The sequence below is a fragment of the Aeromicrobium sp. NPDC092404 genome (genome assembly GCF_040684095.1).
GTDB lineage: Bacteria > Actinomycetota > Actinomycetes > Propionibacteriales > Nocardioidaceae > Aeromicrobium.
In genome coordinates this window covers 13,920-28,685 of the sequence record NZ_JBFBFI010000002.1, presented here as the reverse complement: position 1 = coordinate 28,685, position 14,766 = coordinate 13,920, and the positions used below count along the sequence as shown (strand labels likewise).

The following is a 14,766-nucleotide window of genomic DNA, read 5'->3' as shown; positions in this document are numbered from 1 at the left end:
CCCACGGCCCACCGCTCGACGGATGACACCGGGTCAGGCGGTACGGCGCAGGGCCATCAGCTGGACGGTCGCGAACGCCGCGACGATCGCGGCCTGCAGGATCGTCCAGACCTCGCCGGTCGTCGTCAGGTCGAACCAGCCCAGGCTGACCACGGCGACCGAGCCGACGGCCCAGGCGATGTTGACCTCGGCCGCGAACGTCGCCCATCCCCGCGGGATAGGGCGGCGTGTGCCGGTGGCCGCCAGGATGACGGTGCTCACGGCCAGGAACGCGCCGATCGCCAGGAAGTGGGTCGACGACGGGCCGAGCAGCGAGTCGAGGACCGCGGCACCGGCGAGGTAAGCGAGCGCGTTGGCGCCGGTGACGGCGGCGTCGAGCAGGAGCGCGGTCTTGAGGGTGACCGGGCCCGTGGTGGCAGTGACAGGGGCAGTTGTCGAGTTCATGTCGCCGAGTCTGGGCGGCGGAGGTAGTCGCCGCAATGACCTCCGAGGTCATGGTCCTGCACGCCCGGATCGGTCAAAGTGGACGGCATGACGACCACCGCCACGTCCTCGCCGGTCGGCGCCCTGCTGCGTGACTGGCGCCGGCGACGCCACCTCAGCCAGCTGGACCTGTCGATCGAGGCCGGGATCTCCTCGCGCCACCTGAGCTTCGTCGAGACCGGGCGGTCGCGTCCCAGCCGGACCATGGTGCTGCAGCTCGCGGCGACGCTCGACGTGCCGAAGCGGGAGCAGAACCAGCTGTTGGTCGCCGCCGGCTTCGCTCCGGCGTTCCCGGAGCGGACGCTCGACGACCCTGACCTCGCGGCGATCCGCGCCGGGCTCGACCGGGTCCTCACGGCGTATGAGCCCTTCCCGTGCCTGGTCGTCGACCGCGGCTGGAACATGGTGATGGCCAATGCCGGGGTCGCGCCGATCCTCGACGGCATCGCGCCGCACCTGCTGGACTCGCCCAACGCGCTGCGCATCAGCCTGCATCCGGACGGACTGGCGCCTCGCATCGTCAACCTCGCCGAGTGGCGGTTCCACGTCCTCGGTCGGCTCGCCCGCGAGGCTGCGGTGAGCGGCTCCGAGACGCTTCGCACCCTGCACGAGGAGCTGGTCGACTATCCTGGCGGGCTGCAGCCGGGCATCGACGACGGCGGCGTGGCCGTCCCGATGGTGCTCGACGCGCCGGCCGGACCCCTGTCGTTCATCAGCACCGTGACGACCTTCGGCACGGCGCTCGACCTGACCGCCGCCGAGCTCAGCATCGAGGCCTTCCTCCCGGCCGACGACGCGACCGCGCGGGCGCTGCAGTCCTAGTCGCGCGGGGTCAGTGCGTCACGAACCGGGATGAGCTTGGCGTTGGACTCGGCCAGCTCGTCGGCCGGCACCGAGTCGGCGACGATGCCGCAGCCGGCGAACAGGCGGACGACGGACCCGTCGCCCTCGATCTGTGCCGACCGCAGCCCGATGCCCCACTCGCCGTCACCCGACGCGCCGATCCAGCCCACGGGCCCCGCGTAGCGGCCGCGGTCCAACAGCTCGATCTCGGCGATCAGGCGTACGGCCTCGGACGTCGGGGTGCCGCCCACCGCCGCCGACGGGTGCAGCGACGCGGCCAGGCTGAGGGCGCTGGCCTCGTCGCGGATGACGCCCGTGACGTCGGTCGCGAGGTGCATGACGTTGGGCAGGTGCAGCACGAACGGCGTCTCCGGCACGTTCATGCTCGTGCAGTGCGGGGCCAGCGCGTCGGCGACGGACCGGACGGCGTACTCGTGCTCCTCGAGGTCCTTGCTGGACCGGGCCAGCGAGCCGGCGAGTGCCAGGTCGTGGGCATCGTCGCCCGTACGCCTGATGGTGCCCGCGAGCACGCGTGAGGTGACGAGCCCGCGCTCGAGCCGGACCAGCATCTCCGGCGTCGAGCCGAAGAACCCGTCGACGTGGAACGTCCAGCAACTGGGGTAGTCGGCCGCGAGCCGGGCCAACGGAGCACGGACGTCGAGGGGCTCGGTGAGCGTCGCGACCAGGTCGCGCGCCAGGACCACCTTGTCGAGCCCGCCCTGCTCGATCCTGCGCACGGCCTCGGCGACGAGACCCTGCCACGTCACGCTGTCGACCGGACCGTCGGCGAACGTCGTGCCGACGGGATCGGCCGGCGTCGAGGGGGTGAGGTCGGGTGCCGCGCTGATGCCGAGACCGACCACGGTGATCCAGGCGACCCCGTCGCGGCGGCCGACGACGACCTCGGGGACGACGAGCGTGCTGCCCTCGGCGGCGTCGGTGAACGCGAAGGAGCCGAACGCCACGAGGCCCGAGCCCGGCAGGTCGACGTCGTCGCGGACGACCGCGCGCGACGAGAGCTCGCTCCACCAGTCCGAGGCCTCCGCGAACCGGTCGGGACCGGCGGTCCGGAACTCTGCGGCACGTCCCCACCCCACGAGTCCGTCGCCGCCGTGCACCCACGCGAGGGCGTCGGTCGGCGGGATGAGCGCAAGCAGGTCGCCGGGGTCGTCGACCGGCGCCGACCGGACCAGAAGCGGCCCCGCGGCGGCATCCACGGCAGGGTTGCTCACAGTCATTCAGCCTACCCGTGGCAGGGTGGAGAGGTGAGCAGAGCCGGTCTGGACAAGGAACCCCACGACGTCGCGAGGATGTTCGACGGGGTTGCCGAGAAGTACGACCTGACCAACGACGTGCTGTCCCTGGGGCAGGACCGGCGCTGGCGCAAGCGCGTCGTGGAGCTCGTCGAGCCGCAGCCCGGCGAGACGATCCTCGACCTCGCGGCGGGCACCGGCACGTCCAGCCAACCGTTTGCCGATGCGGGGGCCACGGTCGTCCCGTGCGACTTCTCGATCGGCATGCTCGAGGTCGGCAAGCGCGAGCGACCCGCCCTGCCCTTCACGGCCGGCGACGGAACGTTGCTGCCGTTCGGCGACGAGACGTTCGACGCCGTCACGATCTCGTTCGGGCTGCGCAACATCGTCGACCCGATCGCTGGCCTTCGCGAGCTCCTGCGGGTGACCAAGCCCGGGGGGCGCATCGTCGTCTGCGAGTTCAGCACGCCGACGTGGGGACCGTTCGACGCGGTCTACAGCAACTACCTCATGCGCGCGCTGCCCTCGATCGCCCGCAAGGTCTCGTCCAACCCCGAGTCGTACGTCTACCTCGCCGAGTCGATCCGGGAGTGGCCGGACCAGAAGGGCCTCGCGATGCGGATGGTCGAGGCGGGCTGGGGCCGGGTCGAGTGGCACAACCTCTCGGGCGGGATCGTCGCGCTGCACCACTCGTTCCGTCCCTAGGAGGCCAGGCGAGCGGGCGCCTTGAATGCCTTGACGGCTCCGGCGACGACGCGGCCCTCGACCGCGTCCCAGAAGCAGTCGGCCCGGGTCCATCCCCGGCGGCTCACCGACGCGACCCAGCCTGTGTGCGGCGAGTTCGGGTGCGGACGGGTCGGGCTCCCTGCCTCGGATCCGGGCAGCAGGGCCGCGAGGCGGCTGCTGGCTCGGGGACCCACCTGCTCCGCGACGTCGGCGATCAACGCCTGCTCGAGCGCCAAGAGCTCGGCCAGCTCGTGGTCCAGGGCCGCCGAGACGAGCGACCACGGCAGCCGGATCGACCGCGACGCGCCGTACAGCCGGCGCTTCGCCTGTGCGATGGATCGTTCGAGCCGGCGGGCTTGGCGGACGTACGCCCGGATTCGCAGCCGGCTGTCGGGCAGCGTCCGGCGAGCGGTCGGCAGGACCGTGGTGCAGATCGCCGAGACGTGCCGGCAGGCATGGATCATGAAGGCGTCGGTCTTGAGAGTGACGAGATAGGTGGGCTCGTGCTGCTCGACCGCACGGCGGACATCTGCGAGCTGCTCGTCCAGCGCCCGGTGCGTGCCGTTGACTGCCATGAAGAGTGGGTCTCGCATGTCGCGCACCTCGTCCTGTGAATGGATCGCTTGTCAGGAGTTCGTCGCGCCGACTTCTCGGGATGGGTCGCCCCTGTGACCCACGTCTCAACAGGCCCTCTCGAGCGTCGGAGTCGGAGGTTAGTGTGACCTCAGTTACAAGCGCCGCCTGACGGGCGTAGGGTGAGACCGTGATCACGTTGTGAAGCAATTCACAAGCGCACGAACACACACAGCTCTTGCTCTGTCGGTTGAAGCCTGGGAGGTGCCGTGACGGCTTACACGCCGATCATCGTGCTGGGTGCCATTGCGGCCGCATTCGCCATCGGCAGCGTCGCGATCGCGCCGCTCACGGGCCCGAAGCGCTACAACCGCGCCAAGCTCGACCGCTACGAGTCGGGCATCGAGCCGAGCCCGCTGCCCGAAGGCGGCGGCAAGGTCTCGATCCGCTACTTCATCATCGCGATGCTGTTCATCGTGTTCGACATCGAGATCATCTTCCTGTTCCCGTTCGCCGTCGCGTTCGACGCGCTCGGCTGGTTCGGGCTGATCGAGATGTTCATCTTCATGCTGACCGTGTTCATCGCCTATGCGTACGTCTGGCGCCGTGGAGGCCTCGAATGGGACTAGAAGAAAAACTGCCTAGTGGCGTGCTGCTCTCGACCGTCGAGGGCCTCGCGGGCTACATGCGCAAGGCGTCGTTCTGGCCCGCAACGTTCGGGCTCGCGTGCTGTGCGATCGAGATGATGACGTTCGGCGCCCCGCGATTCGACTCCTCACGTTTCGGCATGGAGGTCTTCCGCCCCTCGCCGCGCCAGGCCGACCTGATGATCGTGGCCGGCCGGGTCAGCAACAAGATGGCACCGGTGCTGCGCCAGATCTACGACCAGATGGCCGGTCCCAAGTACGTCCTCGCGATGGGCGTCTGCGCCAGCTCGGGCGGCATGTTCAACAACTACGCCATCGTGCAGGGCGTCGACCACGTCGTCCCGGTCGACATGTACCTCCCGGGCTGCCCGCCTCGCCCCGAGATGCTGATCGACGCGATCCTCAAGCTGCACGACCAGATCCAGCACGAGAAGCTCGGTGTCAACCGCCTCAACGAGATCAAGGCCGACGAGAAGGTCGCCCTCCTCGCCACGCCGACCTCGGCCATGAAGGGGCTCATGCGATGAGCGAGTGCCAGCGAGCGATCGATCGGGCACTCAGCGCGGCGCCGTCGTACCGTTTCTGTTCCTCGACGGCGGGGACGTGCTGATGGTCGACGCGAAGGGCAACAAGGACGCCCGCGACAAGGGCACCGAGACCCAGGACGGGTCGCACGAGACCCAGGCCGAGCTCGTCAAGAGCGACGCCGTCGAGCTCGAGATCGTCGAGGTCCGCGAAGGATCCTTCGGCATCCACGGCACGGGTGACACGACGGGCTTCGGCGGCCTGACCCGCCCGGTCGTCATGCCGGGCGCGAGCCAGCGTCCCTTCGGCGGCTGGTACGACGAGGTCGCCGACCAGCTCGCAACCATCACCGAGCTGGACGAGGCGATCGAGAAGGTCGTCGTCGATCGTGGCGAGATCACGTTCTTCATCCGCCGGCACAAGCTGGTCGAGACGGTGACCCACCTGCGCAACGACCCGGTCCTGCGGTTCGAGTTCTGCTCGAGCGTCAGCGGCGTGCACTTCCCGCACGAGGCCGGCCGCGAGCTGCACGTCGTCTACCACCTGCTCTCGATGACCCACAACCGCCGCATCCGCCTCGAGGTCGTGACGCCCGAGAACGATCCGCACGTGCCGAGCGTGGTCAGCATCTACCCGACAGCGGACTGGCAGGAGCGGGAGACCTGGGACATGTTCGGCATCATCTTCGACGGCCACCCCGCCCTCACCCGCATCCTGATGCCGGACGACTGGCCCGGCCATCCCCAGCGCAAGGACTATCCGTTGGGCGGCATCCCGGTCGAGTACAAGGGCGGCACGATTGCACCGCCGGACCAGCGGAGGAGCTACTCATGACGGACACCGTGAGCGATCCGTACGCCAGCACGACCGACACCGCAGAAGGCCCGGTCTTCACCGTCACCGGTCAGGACTGGGACACGATCGACGCCTCCGCGGTCGAGGGCGACCACCTCGTCATCAACATGGGCCCGCAGCACCCGTCGACGCACGGCGTGCTGCGCCTCGTGCTGGAGATCGACGGCGAGACCGTCCGCGACGCACGGGCCGGCATCGGCTACCTGCACACCGGCATAGAGAAGAACATGGAGTACCGCACCTGGACGCAGGGCGTCACGTTCTGCACCCGGATGGACTACGTCGCCCCGTTCTCCAACGAGGCTGCGTACGTCATGGCGGTCGAGCGGCTGCTGGGCGTCGAGGCGCCGGAGAAGGCGCAGGCCATCCGGGTCCTGATGCTCGAGCTCAACCGGATCTCGTCACACCTGGTGTGCCTCGCCACCGGCGGCATGGAGATCGGCGCGCTTACGGTCATGACGTGCGGTTTCCGAGACCGGGAGCTGATCCTCGACCTGTTCGAGATGATCACCGGTCTGCGCATGAACCACGCCTACTTCCGTCCCGGTGGCGTCGCCCAGGACCTGCCGGCCGGTGCGATCGAGAAGCTCCGCTCGACGGTCCGCCTGCTCAAGAAGCGGCTCCCCGAGTACGCCGCGCTGTGCAACGCCAACCCGATCTTCAAGGGCCGGCTCAAGGGTGTGGGCCACCTCGACCTCGCCGGCTGCCTCGCCCTCGGCCTGACCGGTCCGGTGCTGCGCTCGACCGGCTACGACTGGGACCTGCGCAAGAAGCAGCCCTACTGGGGCTACGACACGTACGACTTCGACGTCGTCACTCGCGACGAGCCCGACGCGTACGGCCGGTTCCGGGTGCGCCTCGACGAGATGTGGGAGTCCATCAAGATCGTCGAGCAGGCCACCGAGCGGCTCGCCGGCATGGAGGGCCAGCCCGTCATGGTCGCCGACAAGAAGATCGCCTGGCCGTCGCAGCTGAGCGTCGGCGCCGACGGGCAGGGCAACTCGGCCGAGCACATCAAGCACATCATGGGCGAGTCGATGGAAGCGCTGATCCACCACTTCAAGATCGTCACCGAGGGTTTCCGGGTGCCGGCCGGCCAGGCGTACGCGAGCGTGGAGGCGCCCCGCGGCGAGATCGGCTGCCACGTGGTCTCCGACGGTGGCACCAGGCCCTATCGTGCGCACTTCCGTGACCCATCGTTCGTCAACCTCCAGGGCACCTCGGTCATGAGCGAGGGCGGCATGCTGTCCGACGTCATCGTGGCGATCGCCAGCATCGATCCCGTCATGGGTGGGGTGGATCGCTGATGACTCTCACGGACACCACGCTGGGTGAGCTGCGCGAGCTCGCCGGCCGCTACCCGCAGTCGCGCAGCGCGCTCCTGCCGATGCTGCACCTCATCCAGTCGGCCGAGGGCAACGTCACCAACGAGGGCATCGAGGTGTGCGCCGAGATCCTGGGCATCAGCGCCGCCGAGGTCTCGGGCGTCGCGACGTTCTACACGATGTACAAGCGTCGGCCCATGGGCGAGCACCACGTCGGCGTCTGCACCAACACGCTGTGTGCCGTCATGGGCGGCGACCTGATCTTCGAGCGGCTCAAGGGCCACCTCGACGTCGGCAACGACGAGACCACCGAGGACGGCAAGGTCACGCTCGAGCACATCGAGTGCAACGCGGCGTGCGACTTCGCGCCGGTCATGATGGTCAACTGGGAGTTCTTCGACAACCAGACCCCCGAGTCCGCCGTCGAGCTCGTCGACAAGCTGCGGGCCGGCGAGACGGTCCAGGCGACCCGTGGAGCCACCATCACCTCGTGGCGCGAGGCCGAGCGCGTGCTGGCCGGCTTCGAGGACGGCCTCGTCGACGAGGGACCAGCCGCTGCCGGCCCCTCGCTCGCGGGGCTCGAGATCGCCGCCGATCGCGGCTGGAAGGCCCCGACGGTCGACGAGGCGCACGACAAGCAGTCCAGCTCGGGCGACGACGCCACCGCCGACACCAAGGCCGGCGCCGCCGAGCAGGCCGACACCTCACGGGCCGAGTCCGAGACCACGATCGAGGAGTCACCGGCCGACACCGCCAAGGAGGGCGACGATGACTGACACCCTCACCCCGGTGCTGAGCGCCGACTGGGGCACGGATCGCGCATGGACCCTCGAGGCGTACCGGCAGGCCGGCGGATACGGCGCCCTCGAGACCGCGCTCAAGATGGCGCCGGACGACCTCATCGGCCTGGTCAAGGACTCCGGCCTGCGGGGCCGTGGTGGTGCAGGATTCCCGACCGGCATGAAGTGGAGCTTCATCCCGCAGGACAACCCGAAGCCCAAGTACCTCGTGGTCAACGCCGACGAGTCCGAGCCGGGGACCTGCAAGGACATCCCGCTCATGATGGCGACACCGCACACCCTCATCGAGGGCGTCATCATCGCGGCCCACGCCATCCGCGCCAAGACCGCGTTCATCTACGTCCGCGGTGAGGTGCTGCATGTCGTGCGCCGACTGCGCGCCGCCGCCCGCGAGGCCAAGGAGGCCGGATACCTCGGCACCGACATCCTCGGCTCGGGCGTCGACGTCGAGCTGATCATCCACGCCGGTGCCGGTGCCTACATCTGCGGCGAGGAGACCGCGCTCCTCGACTCGCTCGAGGGCCGCCGCGGCCAGCCCCGTCTGCGTCCGCCGTTCCCCGCCGTTGAGGGTCTCTACGCGTCGCCGACCGTCGTCAACAACGTCGAGTCGATCGCCTCCGTGCCCTCGATCGTCAAGAACGGCGTCGACTGGTTCGGCTCGATGGGCACCGAGAAGTCCAAGGGCTACACCCTCTACTCGCTCTCGGGCCACGTCGCCCGACCCGGTCAGTACGAAGCACCGCTCGGCATCACCCTGCGCGAGCTGCTCGAGCTCGGTGGCGGCATGCGCCCCGGCAGCGAGCTGAAGTTCTGGACGCCGGGCGGCTCGTCGACCCCGATCCTCACGGCGGAGCACCTCGACATTCCCCTGGACTACGAAGGCGTCGGCGCGGCCGGCTCGATGCTCGGCACCAAGGCGCTCCAGGTCTTCGACCAGACGACCTCGGTCGTGCGTTGCGTGCTCCGGTGGACCGAGTTCTACAAGCACGAGTCCTGTGGCAAGTGCACGCCGTGCCGCGAGGGCACCTGGTGGCTGGTCCAGACCCTGCAGCGCCTCGACGAGGGGCAGGGCAAGGACGGCGACATCGAGCTGCTGCTCGACCTGTGCGAGAACATCCTCGGCCGGTCGTTCTGCGCGCTCGGCGACGGTGCCACCAGCCCCATCACCTCGGCGATCCAGTACTTCCGCGACGAGTTCGAGTCCGGGCTGCACACGCCGTCGCGCGAGCTCTTCCCGCCGGCGGCATCCACCCTCTTCCCGCAGGAGGTGACGGCGTCATGACCGAGCGCCAGCGAGAGACCAACAAGCCTGTCATGCCGACGCCTTCGTATCTTTGCTTCTCCACGGAGGTGACGGCATGACGATCGAGGCCACCCCCGACACCCAGGCACCCGTCGAGCTCGTCACGCTGACGATCGACGACGTCGAGGTCAGCGTCCCCAAGGGCACGCTGGTGATCCGTGCCGCCGAGCTCATCGGCACCGAGATCCCGCGCTTCTGCGACCACCCGCTGCTCGACCCGGTCGGCGCCTGCCGCCAGTGCCTCGTCGAGATCACGGACGCCGGCAACGGCCGCGGGTTCCCCAAGCCGCAGGCATCCTGCACCATCGAGGTCGCGGCCGGCATGGTCGTCAAGACCCAGGTCACCTCGCCGGTCGCCGAGAAGGCGCAGCGGGGCACCATGGAGTTCCTGCTGATCAACCACCCCCTCGACTGTCCCGTGTGCGACAAGGGCGGCGAGTGCCCGCTGCAGAACCAGGCCATGTCGCACGGCCAGGGCGAGACCCGCTTCACCGAGGTCAAGCGGACGTTCCCCAAGCCGGTCAAGGTCTCCGAGCAGGTGCTGCTCGACCGTGAGCGCTGCGTCCTGTGCGCCCGCTGCACGCGGTTCTCCGAGCAGATCGCCGGCGACCCGTTCATCGCCCTCGTCGAGCGCGGCGCGCAGCAGCAGGTCGGCATCTACGAGGAGGAGCCGTTCAGCTCCTACTTCTCGGGCAACACGATCCAGATCTGCCCCGTCGGCGCGCTGACCAGCGCGGACTATCGCTTCCGAGCCCGTCCGTTCGACCTGGTCTCGACCCCGTCGATCGCCGAGCACGACGCGAGTGGTTCCGCGATCCGCGTCGACCACCGTCGCGGCCGGGTCATGCGCCGCCTCGCGGGGGACGACCCCGAGGTCAACGAGGAGTGGATCACCGACAAGGACCGCTTCGCGTTCACCTACGCCACGGTGGGTGACCGCATCACGACGCCGCTCGTCCGCAACCCCGACAACAACCAGCTCGAGCCCGCGTCGTGGCCGGCCGCGCTGGCGGCGGCCGCCCAGGGGCTCGCCGCAGCCGAGGGCAAGGTGGGCGTGCTGCCCGGCGGACGCCTGACGACCGAGGACGCCTTCGCCTACAGCAAGTTCGCGCGCACGGTCCTGCGTACCAACGACATCGACTTCCGGGCGCGCGCCCACTCCGAGGAAGAAGCACAGTTCCTCGCCTCCCGGGTCGTGACGACCTCGCTCGACGTCACGTTCGCCGACCTCGAGAAGGCCTCCACCGTCGTCCTCGTGGGCTTCGAGCCCGAGGACGAGAACGGCAGCATCTTCCTGCGGCTCCGCAAGGCCTCGAGAGCCGGTCTCAAGGTCGTCGCCGTCGCCAGCCACGCGACCCGTGGCCTGCGCAAGATGTCCGGCGAGCTCGTCCAGACCGTCCCCGGTCACGAGCCGGCTGCCATCGCCGCGCTCCAGCTCGACCAGGACGCGATCCTGCTCGTCGGCGAGCGCCTGGCGGCCGTACCCGGTGGCTTCAGTGCTGTCGTGGCCGCCGCCGACCGGGCCGGTGCGCGCATCGCCTGGGTGCCGCGACGTGCCGGCGAGCGCGGCGCGGCCGAGACCGGCTGCCTGCCCGACCTGCTCCCGGGCGGCCGACCGCTCGACGACGTCGAGGCCCGAACGGACCTCGCCGCCGCGTGGGGCATCCGCACGGTCCCAGCTCGCCGAGGCCGCAACACGACCGAGATCTTCGAGGACACCCGGCTGGGTACGGTCCACGCGCTGCTGGTCGGCGGCGTCGAGATCAACGACCTGCCCGATCCCGCCGGAGCCCGCAAGGCGCTCGCCAAGGCCGACTTCATCGTCAGCCTCGAGGTCCGCGAGAGCGAGGTCACGGCCGTCGCCGACGTCGTCCTCCCGGTCGCCCCGGCCGTCGAGAAGCCCGGCAGCTTCGTCAACTGGGAAGGCCGCGTCCGTACGTTCGACGCCGTCCTGCACGAGCCGAACTCGCTGACCGACATCCGGATCCTGGCCGGCCTGGCCGAGGAGATGGGCCAGTCGCTCGGCTTCCGCACGGTCGCCCAGGCCCGCGCCGCCATGCAGGAGCTGGGGCCGTGGGACGGCGCTCGTGTCGCGGCGCCGACCGTTCAGCCGACCGGCGAGCAAGCACGCTCCCGGACCGTCGTGCTGGACACCTGGCGACTCATGATCGACGACGGCCGTGGCCAGGACGGTCAGCTCGAGCTCAAGGCGACAGCCCGACCGGCCGTGCTGCGGGCCAGCGCGGCGACGCTCAAGGCGTTCGACGTCGATCCCGGTGGCATGGCCACGCTGTCGACCGAGACGGGCAGCGTCAGCTTCCCGACCGAGGTCGCCGAGCTGCCCGACGGTGTCGTCTGGGCCCCGGCCAACTCCGGCGCGAGCCTGCGATCGGTCCTCGGTGCCGGCTATGCCGACCACGTGACGCTGAGCGGAGGTGCCTCATGAGCGATCTCTTCGGCAACGAGCCGTTCTGGGTGATCCTGCTCAAGTCGGTGCTGATCTTCGTGGTGCTGGTCGTCTACACCTTGTTCAACATCTGGTTCGAGCGCCGGGTCGTGGCCAAGATGCAGCACCGCATCGGCCCCAACGTGCACGGCCCGTTCGGCCTCCTGCAGAGCCTCGCCGACGGCGTGAAGCTCGCGCTCAAGGAGGACATCGTCGTCAAGGCGGCCGACAAGGTCGTCTACATCCTGGCGCCGATCCTCGCGACGATCCCGGCGTTCCTGGCGTGGGCGGTCATCCCGTTCGGCCCCGAGGTGACGATCCCGTTCACCGACCAGAAGACGATCCTGCAGCTCACCGACCTGCCGGTCGCGGTGCTCTACATCCTCGCGGTGACCTCGATCGGCATCTACGGCATCGTGCTGGCCGGCTGGGCCTCCGGCTCGATCTACGCCCTCCTGGGCGGCCTCCGCTCGAGCGCGCAGATGATCTCGTACGAGGTCGCGATGGGCCTGTCGTTCGTCTCGGTGTTCATGTACGCCGGCTCGATGTCGACGTCGGAGATCGTCTCCGCGCAGACCGACATGTGGTACTTCGTGCCGCTGTTCCCCTCGTTCGTCATCTACGTCATCGCGATGATCGGCGAGACCAACCGGGCACCGTTCGACCTCCCCGAGGCCGAGGGCGAGCTCGTCGGCGGCTTCCACACCGAGTACTCCTCGCTCAAGTTCGCGCTGTTCTTCCTCGCCGAGTACGTCAACATGGTGACGGTGTCAGCCCTCGCGACGACGCTGTTCCTCGGCGGTTGGCGCGCCCCGTTCGGCCTCTCGCAGATCAACGACGGCATGCTCAACACCGGTTACTGGCCGCTGCTGTGGTTCTTCGGCAAGACGCTGGGCTTCATCTTCCTGTTCGTCTGGCTCCGCGGCACCCTGCCCCGCATGCGCTACGACCAGTTCATGACGTTCGGGTGGAAGATCCTCATCCCGGTCTCGCTGGCCTGGATCGTCGCGGTCGCCTTCATCCGCAAGCTCAAGAGCGAGGACATGCTCAACCAGGACACGCTGATCTGGGTCGCCGTCGCCGCTGGGGTGCTCGTGGTCCTGACCTTCTTGATCCCGGAGAAGAAAGAGCCGGAGCCGGAGTCCGACGACGCCGAGTTCGACGCCTTCGCCGGCGGCTACCCCGTCCCGCCCATCACCGAGCCGCCCACCAGGAGTGCCCGATGAGTGAGCGCCAGCGAGCGAATCATGAGGCAGGGATCAAGTCATTGCCTCGACACCGTGCTCTTCCATTCGAGGTGATGACATGAGCAACCCGATCAAGGAAACGCTCTGGGACCCGATCGCCGGGTTCGGCGTGACGTTCCGGACGATGTTCCGCAAGACCGTCACCGAGCAGTACCCGTTCGAGAAGGTGCCGACGGCGCCGCGGTTCCACGGGCGCCACCAGCTCAACCGCTGGCCCGACGGGCTCGAGAAGTGCATCGGCTGTGAGCTGTGCGCGTGGGCCTGCCCGGCCGACGCGATCTACGTCGAGGGCGCCTCCAACACCGAGGGCGACCGGCACAGCCCGGGCGAGCGCTACGGCCGCGTCTACCAGATCAACTACCTGCGCTGCATCCTGTGCGGGCTGTGCATCGAGGCGTGCCCAACCCGTGCGCTGACGATGACCAACGAGTACGAGCTGGCCGACAACAACCGTGCGGACCTCATCTACGAGAAGAGCGACCTGCTCGCGCCCCTGCTGCCGGGCATGGTCGAGCCGCCGCACGAGATGCTCATCAGCGACGACCACCAGGACTACTACCGCGGCAAGTCGCTGCCGATCTTCCCCGTGGACCCGGCCGACGAGGCGGCTCCGGCACCCACCGAGGGCGCCGGCGACGACTCGGCCAGCGGAGGCACCGCATGACCGCCTTCTGGTTGCTCGCGCCGATCATGGTGGTCGCGGCGCTGGGCCTCGTCTTCGCCCGCAAGGCGGTTCACGCCGCGCTCTGCCTCGCCGTCGTGATGATCAGCCTCGCGGTGCTCTACGCCGTGCAGGGCGCGCCATTCCTGTTCGCCGTGCAGATCATCGTCTACACCGGCGCCATCATGATGCTGTTCCTGTTCGTCCTGATGCTCGTCGGCGTCGACTCCTCCGACGCGCTCAAGGAGACCATCGCCGGCCAGCGCCTCGCGGCCACGGTCATCGGCCTGCTCTTCGGCGTCACGGTCGTGCTGGCCGTCGGCCAGACCGTGTCCGGCGCCGTGGTCGGCCTCAAGGCGGCCAACGGCAACGGCAACCCGTACGGGCTGAGTGAGCTGCTGTTCGGCAAGTACGTCCTGGCGTTCGAGTTCACCAGCGCCCTGCTCATCACGGCGGCGCTGGGCGCCATGGTGCTCGCGCACAAGGAGCGGCTCACACCGCGGCACTCGCAGGCCGACATCGCCGCCCGCCGCATGCGCGAGTACGCTGAGTCGGGCCGTCACCCCGGTCCGCAGGCGACGCCGGGTGTCTTCGCCCGGCACAACGCGGTCGACACCCCGGCGCTGCTGCCCGACGGCACGCCCCTCGAGAGCTCGATCTCGTCGAGCCTCGTGGCCCGTGGTCAGGTCCGCGACGGCTTCGACGACGACATCGACAAGGTCGTCGAGCAGCTCGGCGACGAGCAGCCGGCCGATGAGTCGTTCGGGGGCGAGAAGTGAACGAGTACATCACCCTCTCGCTGATCCTGTTCACGATCGGCGCCGTCGGCGTCCTGGTCCGCCGCAACGCGATCGTCGTCTTCATGTGCATCGAGCTCATGCTCAACGCGACCAACCTCGCGTTCGTCAGCTTCTCGCGGCAGCACGGCAACCTCGACGGGCAGGTGGCGGCGTTCTTCGTCATGGTCGTCGCGGCCGCCGAGGTCGTCGTCGGGCTGTCGATCATCGTGTCCATCTATCGCACGCGTCGTTCGGCCTCGGTCGACGAGGCGAGCCTCCTGAAGTCGTAAGGGGACCACG

General features: G+C 69.1%; 16 protein-coding genes. 13 read left to right on the top strand and 3 right to left on the bottom strand.

The genetic code is table 11. The annotated features are described in order from the left end of the window. Positions 1–33: 33 nt before the first annotated feature. Complete coding sequence (locus AB0N22_RS10520) at positions 34–444, bottom strand: hypothetical protein (RefSeq protein WP_364639380.1); 411 nt, start codon at positions 442–444, stop codon at positions 34–36. An 87-nt stretch (positions 445–531) separates the two neighbouring features. Here AB0N22_RS10520 and AB0N22_RS10515 point away from each other — a divergent pair, with 87 nt between their 5' ends. Next, entirely contained in the window at positions 532–1,305 is a 774-nt protein-coding gene (locus AB0N22_RS10515) for a helix-turn-helix transcriptional regulator (RefSeq protein WP_364639377.1), read from the top strand. Here the strand turns inward: AB0N22_RS10515 and AB0N22_RS10510 are convergent. Further along, positions 1,302–2,564: an isochorismate synthase gene (locus tag AB0N22_RS10510; RefSeq protein WP_364639375.1), complete on the bottom strand. Its 1,263-nt coding sequence runs from the start codon at positions 2,562–2,564 to the stop codon at positions 1,302–1,304. The two genes, AB0N22_RS10515 and AB0N22_RS10510, sit on opposite strands and share 4 nt — an antisense overlap. A gap of 27 nt (positions 2,565–2,591) precedes the next feature. On the opposite strand from AB0N22_RS10510, the gene AB0N22_RS10505 reads away from it, so the two are divergent. Next, positions 2,592–3,284, top strand: a complete 693-nt coding sequence (locus AB0N22_RS10505) for a demethylmenaquinone methyltransferase (RefSeq protein ID WP_364639372.1) — start codon at positions 2,592–2,594, stop codon at positions 3,282–3,284. Here AB0N22_RS10505 and AB0N22_RS10500 read toward each other — a convergent pair. Beyond that, positions 3,281–3,898: a hypothetical protein gene (locus AB0N22_RS10500; protein ID WP_364639369.1), complete on the bottom strand. Its 618-nt coding sequence runs from the start codon at positions 3,896–3,898 to the stop codon at positions 3,281–3,283. The genes AB0N22_RS10505 and AB0N22_RS10500 overlap by 4 nt on opposite strands. 249 nt (positions 3,899–4,147) lie before the next feature. Between AB0N22_RS10500 and AB0N22_RS10495 the strand changes: the two genes are divergently transcribed. The 11 genes from AB0N22_RS10495 (at position 4,148) to nuoK (ending at position 14,756) form a co-directional block, all read left to right on the top strand. After that, on the top strand, positions 4,148–4,507 hold the full coding sequence (locus AB0N22_RS10495; RefSeq protein WP_364639366.1) for an NADH-quinone oxidoreductase subunit A: 360 nt from the start codon (positions 4,148–4,150) through the stop codon (positions 4,505–4,507). Beyond that, positions 4,498–5,052, top strand: coding sequence for an NADH-quinone oxidoreductase subunit B family protein (locus AB0N22_RS10490; RefSeq protein WP_364639363.1), 555 nt, complete (start codon positions 4,498–4,500; stop codon positions 5,050–5,052). Before AB0N22_RS10495 ends, AB0N22_RS10490 begins: the two co-directional genes overlap by 10 nt. Positions 5,053–5,134: 82 nt before the next feature. Next, on the top strand, positions 5,135–5,884 hold the full coding sequence (locus tag AB0N22_RS10485) for an NADH-quinone oxidoreductase subunit C (protein ID WP_364639360.1): 750 nt from the start codon (positions 5,135–5,137) through the stop codon (positions 5,882–5,884). Then, positions 5,881–7,212, top strand: a complete 1,332-nt coding sequence (locus AB0N22_RS10480) for an NADH-quinone oxidoreductase subunit D (RefSeq protein WP_364639357.1) — start codon at positions 5,881–5,883, stop codon at positions 7,210–7,212. Before AB0N22_RS10485 ends, AB0N22_RS10480 begins: the two co-directional genes overlap by 4 nt. After that, positions 7,212–8,006, top strand: coding sequence for an NADH-quinone oxidoreductase subunit NuoE (nuoE, locus tag AB0N22_RS10475; protein ID WP_364639355.1), 795 nt, complete (start codon positions 7,212–7,214; stop codon positions 8,004–8,006). The genes AB0N22_RS10480 and nuoE overlap by 1 nt, the downstream gene beginning before the upstream one ends. Then, complete coding sequence (gene nuoF, locus AB0N22_RS10470; RefSeq protein ID WP_364639352.1) at positions 7,999–9,312, top strand: NADH-quinone oxidoreductase subunit NuoF; 1,314 nt, start codon at positions 7,999–8,001, stop codon at positions 9,310–9,312. The genes nuoE and nuoF overlap by 8 nt, the downstream gene beginning before the upstream one ends. A gap of 76 nt (positions 9,313–9,388) precedes the next feature. Beyond that, on the top strand, positions 9,389–11,779 hold the full coding sequence (locus AB0N22_RS10465) for an NADH-quinone oxidoreductase subunit G (RefSeq protein ID WP_364639349.1): 2,391 nt from the start codon (positions 9,389–9,391) through the stop codon (positions 11,777–11,779). After that, the gene (nuoH, locus tag AB0N22_RS10460) at positions 11,776–13,005 is read left to right on the top strand and encodes an NADH-quinone oxidoreductase subunit NuoH (protein ID WP_364639345.1); all 1,230 of its coding nucleotides are present in this window, start codon (positions 11,776–11,778) and stop codon (positions 13,003–13,005) included. Before AB0N22_RS10465 ends, nuoH begins: the two co-directional genes overlap by 4 nt. Before the next feature lie 79 nt (positions 13,006–13,084). Then, a complete protein-coding gene (gene nuoI / locus AB0N22_RS10455) occupies positions 13,085–13,690 on the top strand; it encodes an NADH-quinone oxidoreductase subunit NuoI (RefSeq protein WP_364639342.1) in 606 nt (201 codons plus the stop codon). Then, complete coding sequence (locus tag AB0N22_RS10450) at positions 13,687–14,466, top strand: NADH-quinone oxidoreductase subunit J (protein WP_364639339.1); 780 nt, start codon at positions 13,687–13,689, stop codon at positions 14,464–14,466. The genes nuoI and AB0N22_RS10450 overlap by 4 nt, the downstream gene beginning before the upstream one ends. Continuing rightward, positions 14,463–14,756, top strand: coding sequence for an NADH-quinone oxidoreductase subunit NuoK (gene nuoK / locus AB0N22_RS10445; protein WP_364639336.1), 294 nt, complete (start codon positions 14,463–14,465; stop codon positions 14,754–14,756). The genes AB0N22_RS10450 and nuoK overlap by 4 nt, the downstream gene beginning before the upstream one ends. Positions 14,757–14,766 lie beyond the last annotated feature (10 nt).

Coding starts and splice junctions, on each gene's coding strand:
- AB0N22_RS10520 (WP_364639380.1), bottom strand. CDS start 444: ATGAACTCGACAACTGCCCCTGTCACTGCCACCACGGGCCCGGTCACC.
- AB0N22_RS10515 (WP_364639377.1), top strand. CDS start 532: ATGACGACCACCGCCACGTCCTCGCCGGTCGGCGCCCTGCTGCGTGAC.
- AB0N22_RS10510 (WP_364639375.1), bottom strand. CDS start 2,564: ATGACTGTGAGCAACCCTGCCGTGGATGCCGCCGCGGGGCCGCTTCTG.
- AB0N22_RS10500 (WP_364639369.1), bottom strand. CDS start 3,898: ATGCGAGACCCACTCTTCATGGCAGTCAACGGCACGCACCGGGCGCTG.
- AB0N22_RS10490 (WP_364639363.1), top strand. CDS start 4,498: ATGGGACTAGAAGAAAAACTGCCTAGTGGCGTGCTGCTCTCGACCGTC.
- AB0N22_RS10485 (WP_364639360.1), top strand. CDS start 5,135: ATGGTCGACGCGAAGGGCAACAAGGACGCCCGCGACAAGGGCACCGAG.
- AB0N22_RS10480 (WP_364639357.1), top strand. CDS start 5,881: ATGACGGACACCGTGAGCGATCCGTACGCCAGCACGACCGACACCGCA.
- nuoE (WP_364639355.1), top strand. CDS start 7,212: ATGACTCTCACGGACACCACGCTGGGTGAGCTGCGCGAGCTCGCCGGC.
- nuoF (WP_364639352.1), top strand. CDS start 7,999: ATGACTGACACCCTCACCCCGGTGCTGAGCGCCGACTGGGGCACGGAT.
- AB0N22_RS10465 (WP_364639349.1), top strand. CDS start 9,389: ATGACGATCGAGGCCACCCCCGACACCCAGGCACCCGTCGAGCTCGTC.
- nuoH (WP_364639345.1), top strand. CDS start 11,776: ATGAGCGATCTCTTCGGCAACGAGCCGTTCTGGGTGATCCTGCTCAAG.
- nuoI (WP_364639342.1), top strand. CDS start 13,085: ATGAGCAACCCGATCAAGGAAACGCTCTGGGACCCGATCGCCGGGTTC.
- AB0N22_RS10450 (WP_364639339.1), top strand. CDS start 13,687: ATGACCGCCTTCTGGTTGCTCGCGCCGATCATGGTGGTCGCGGCGCTG.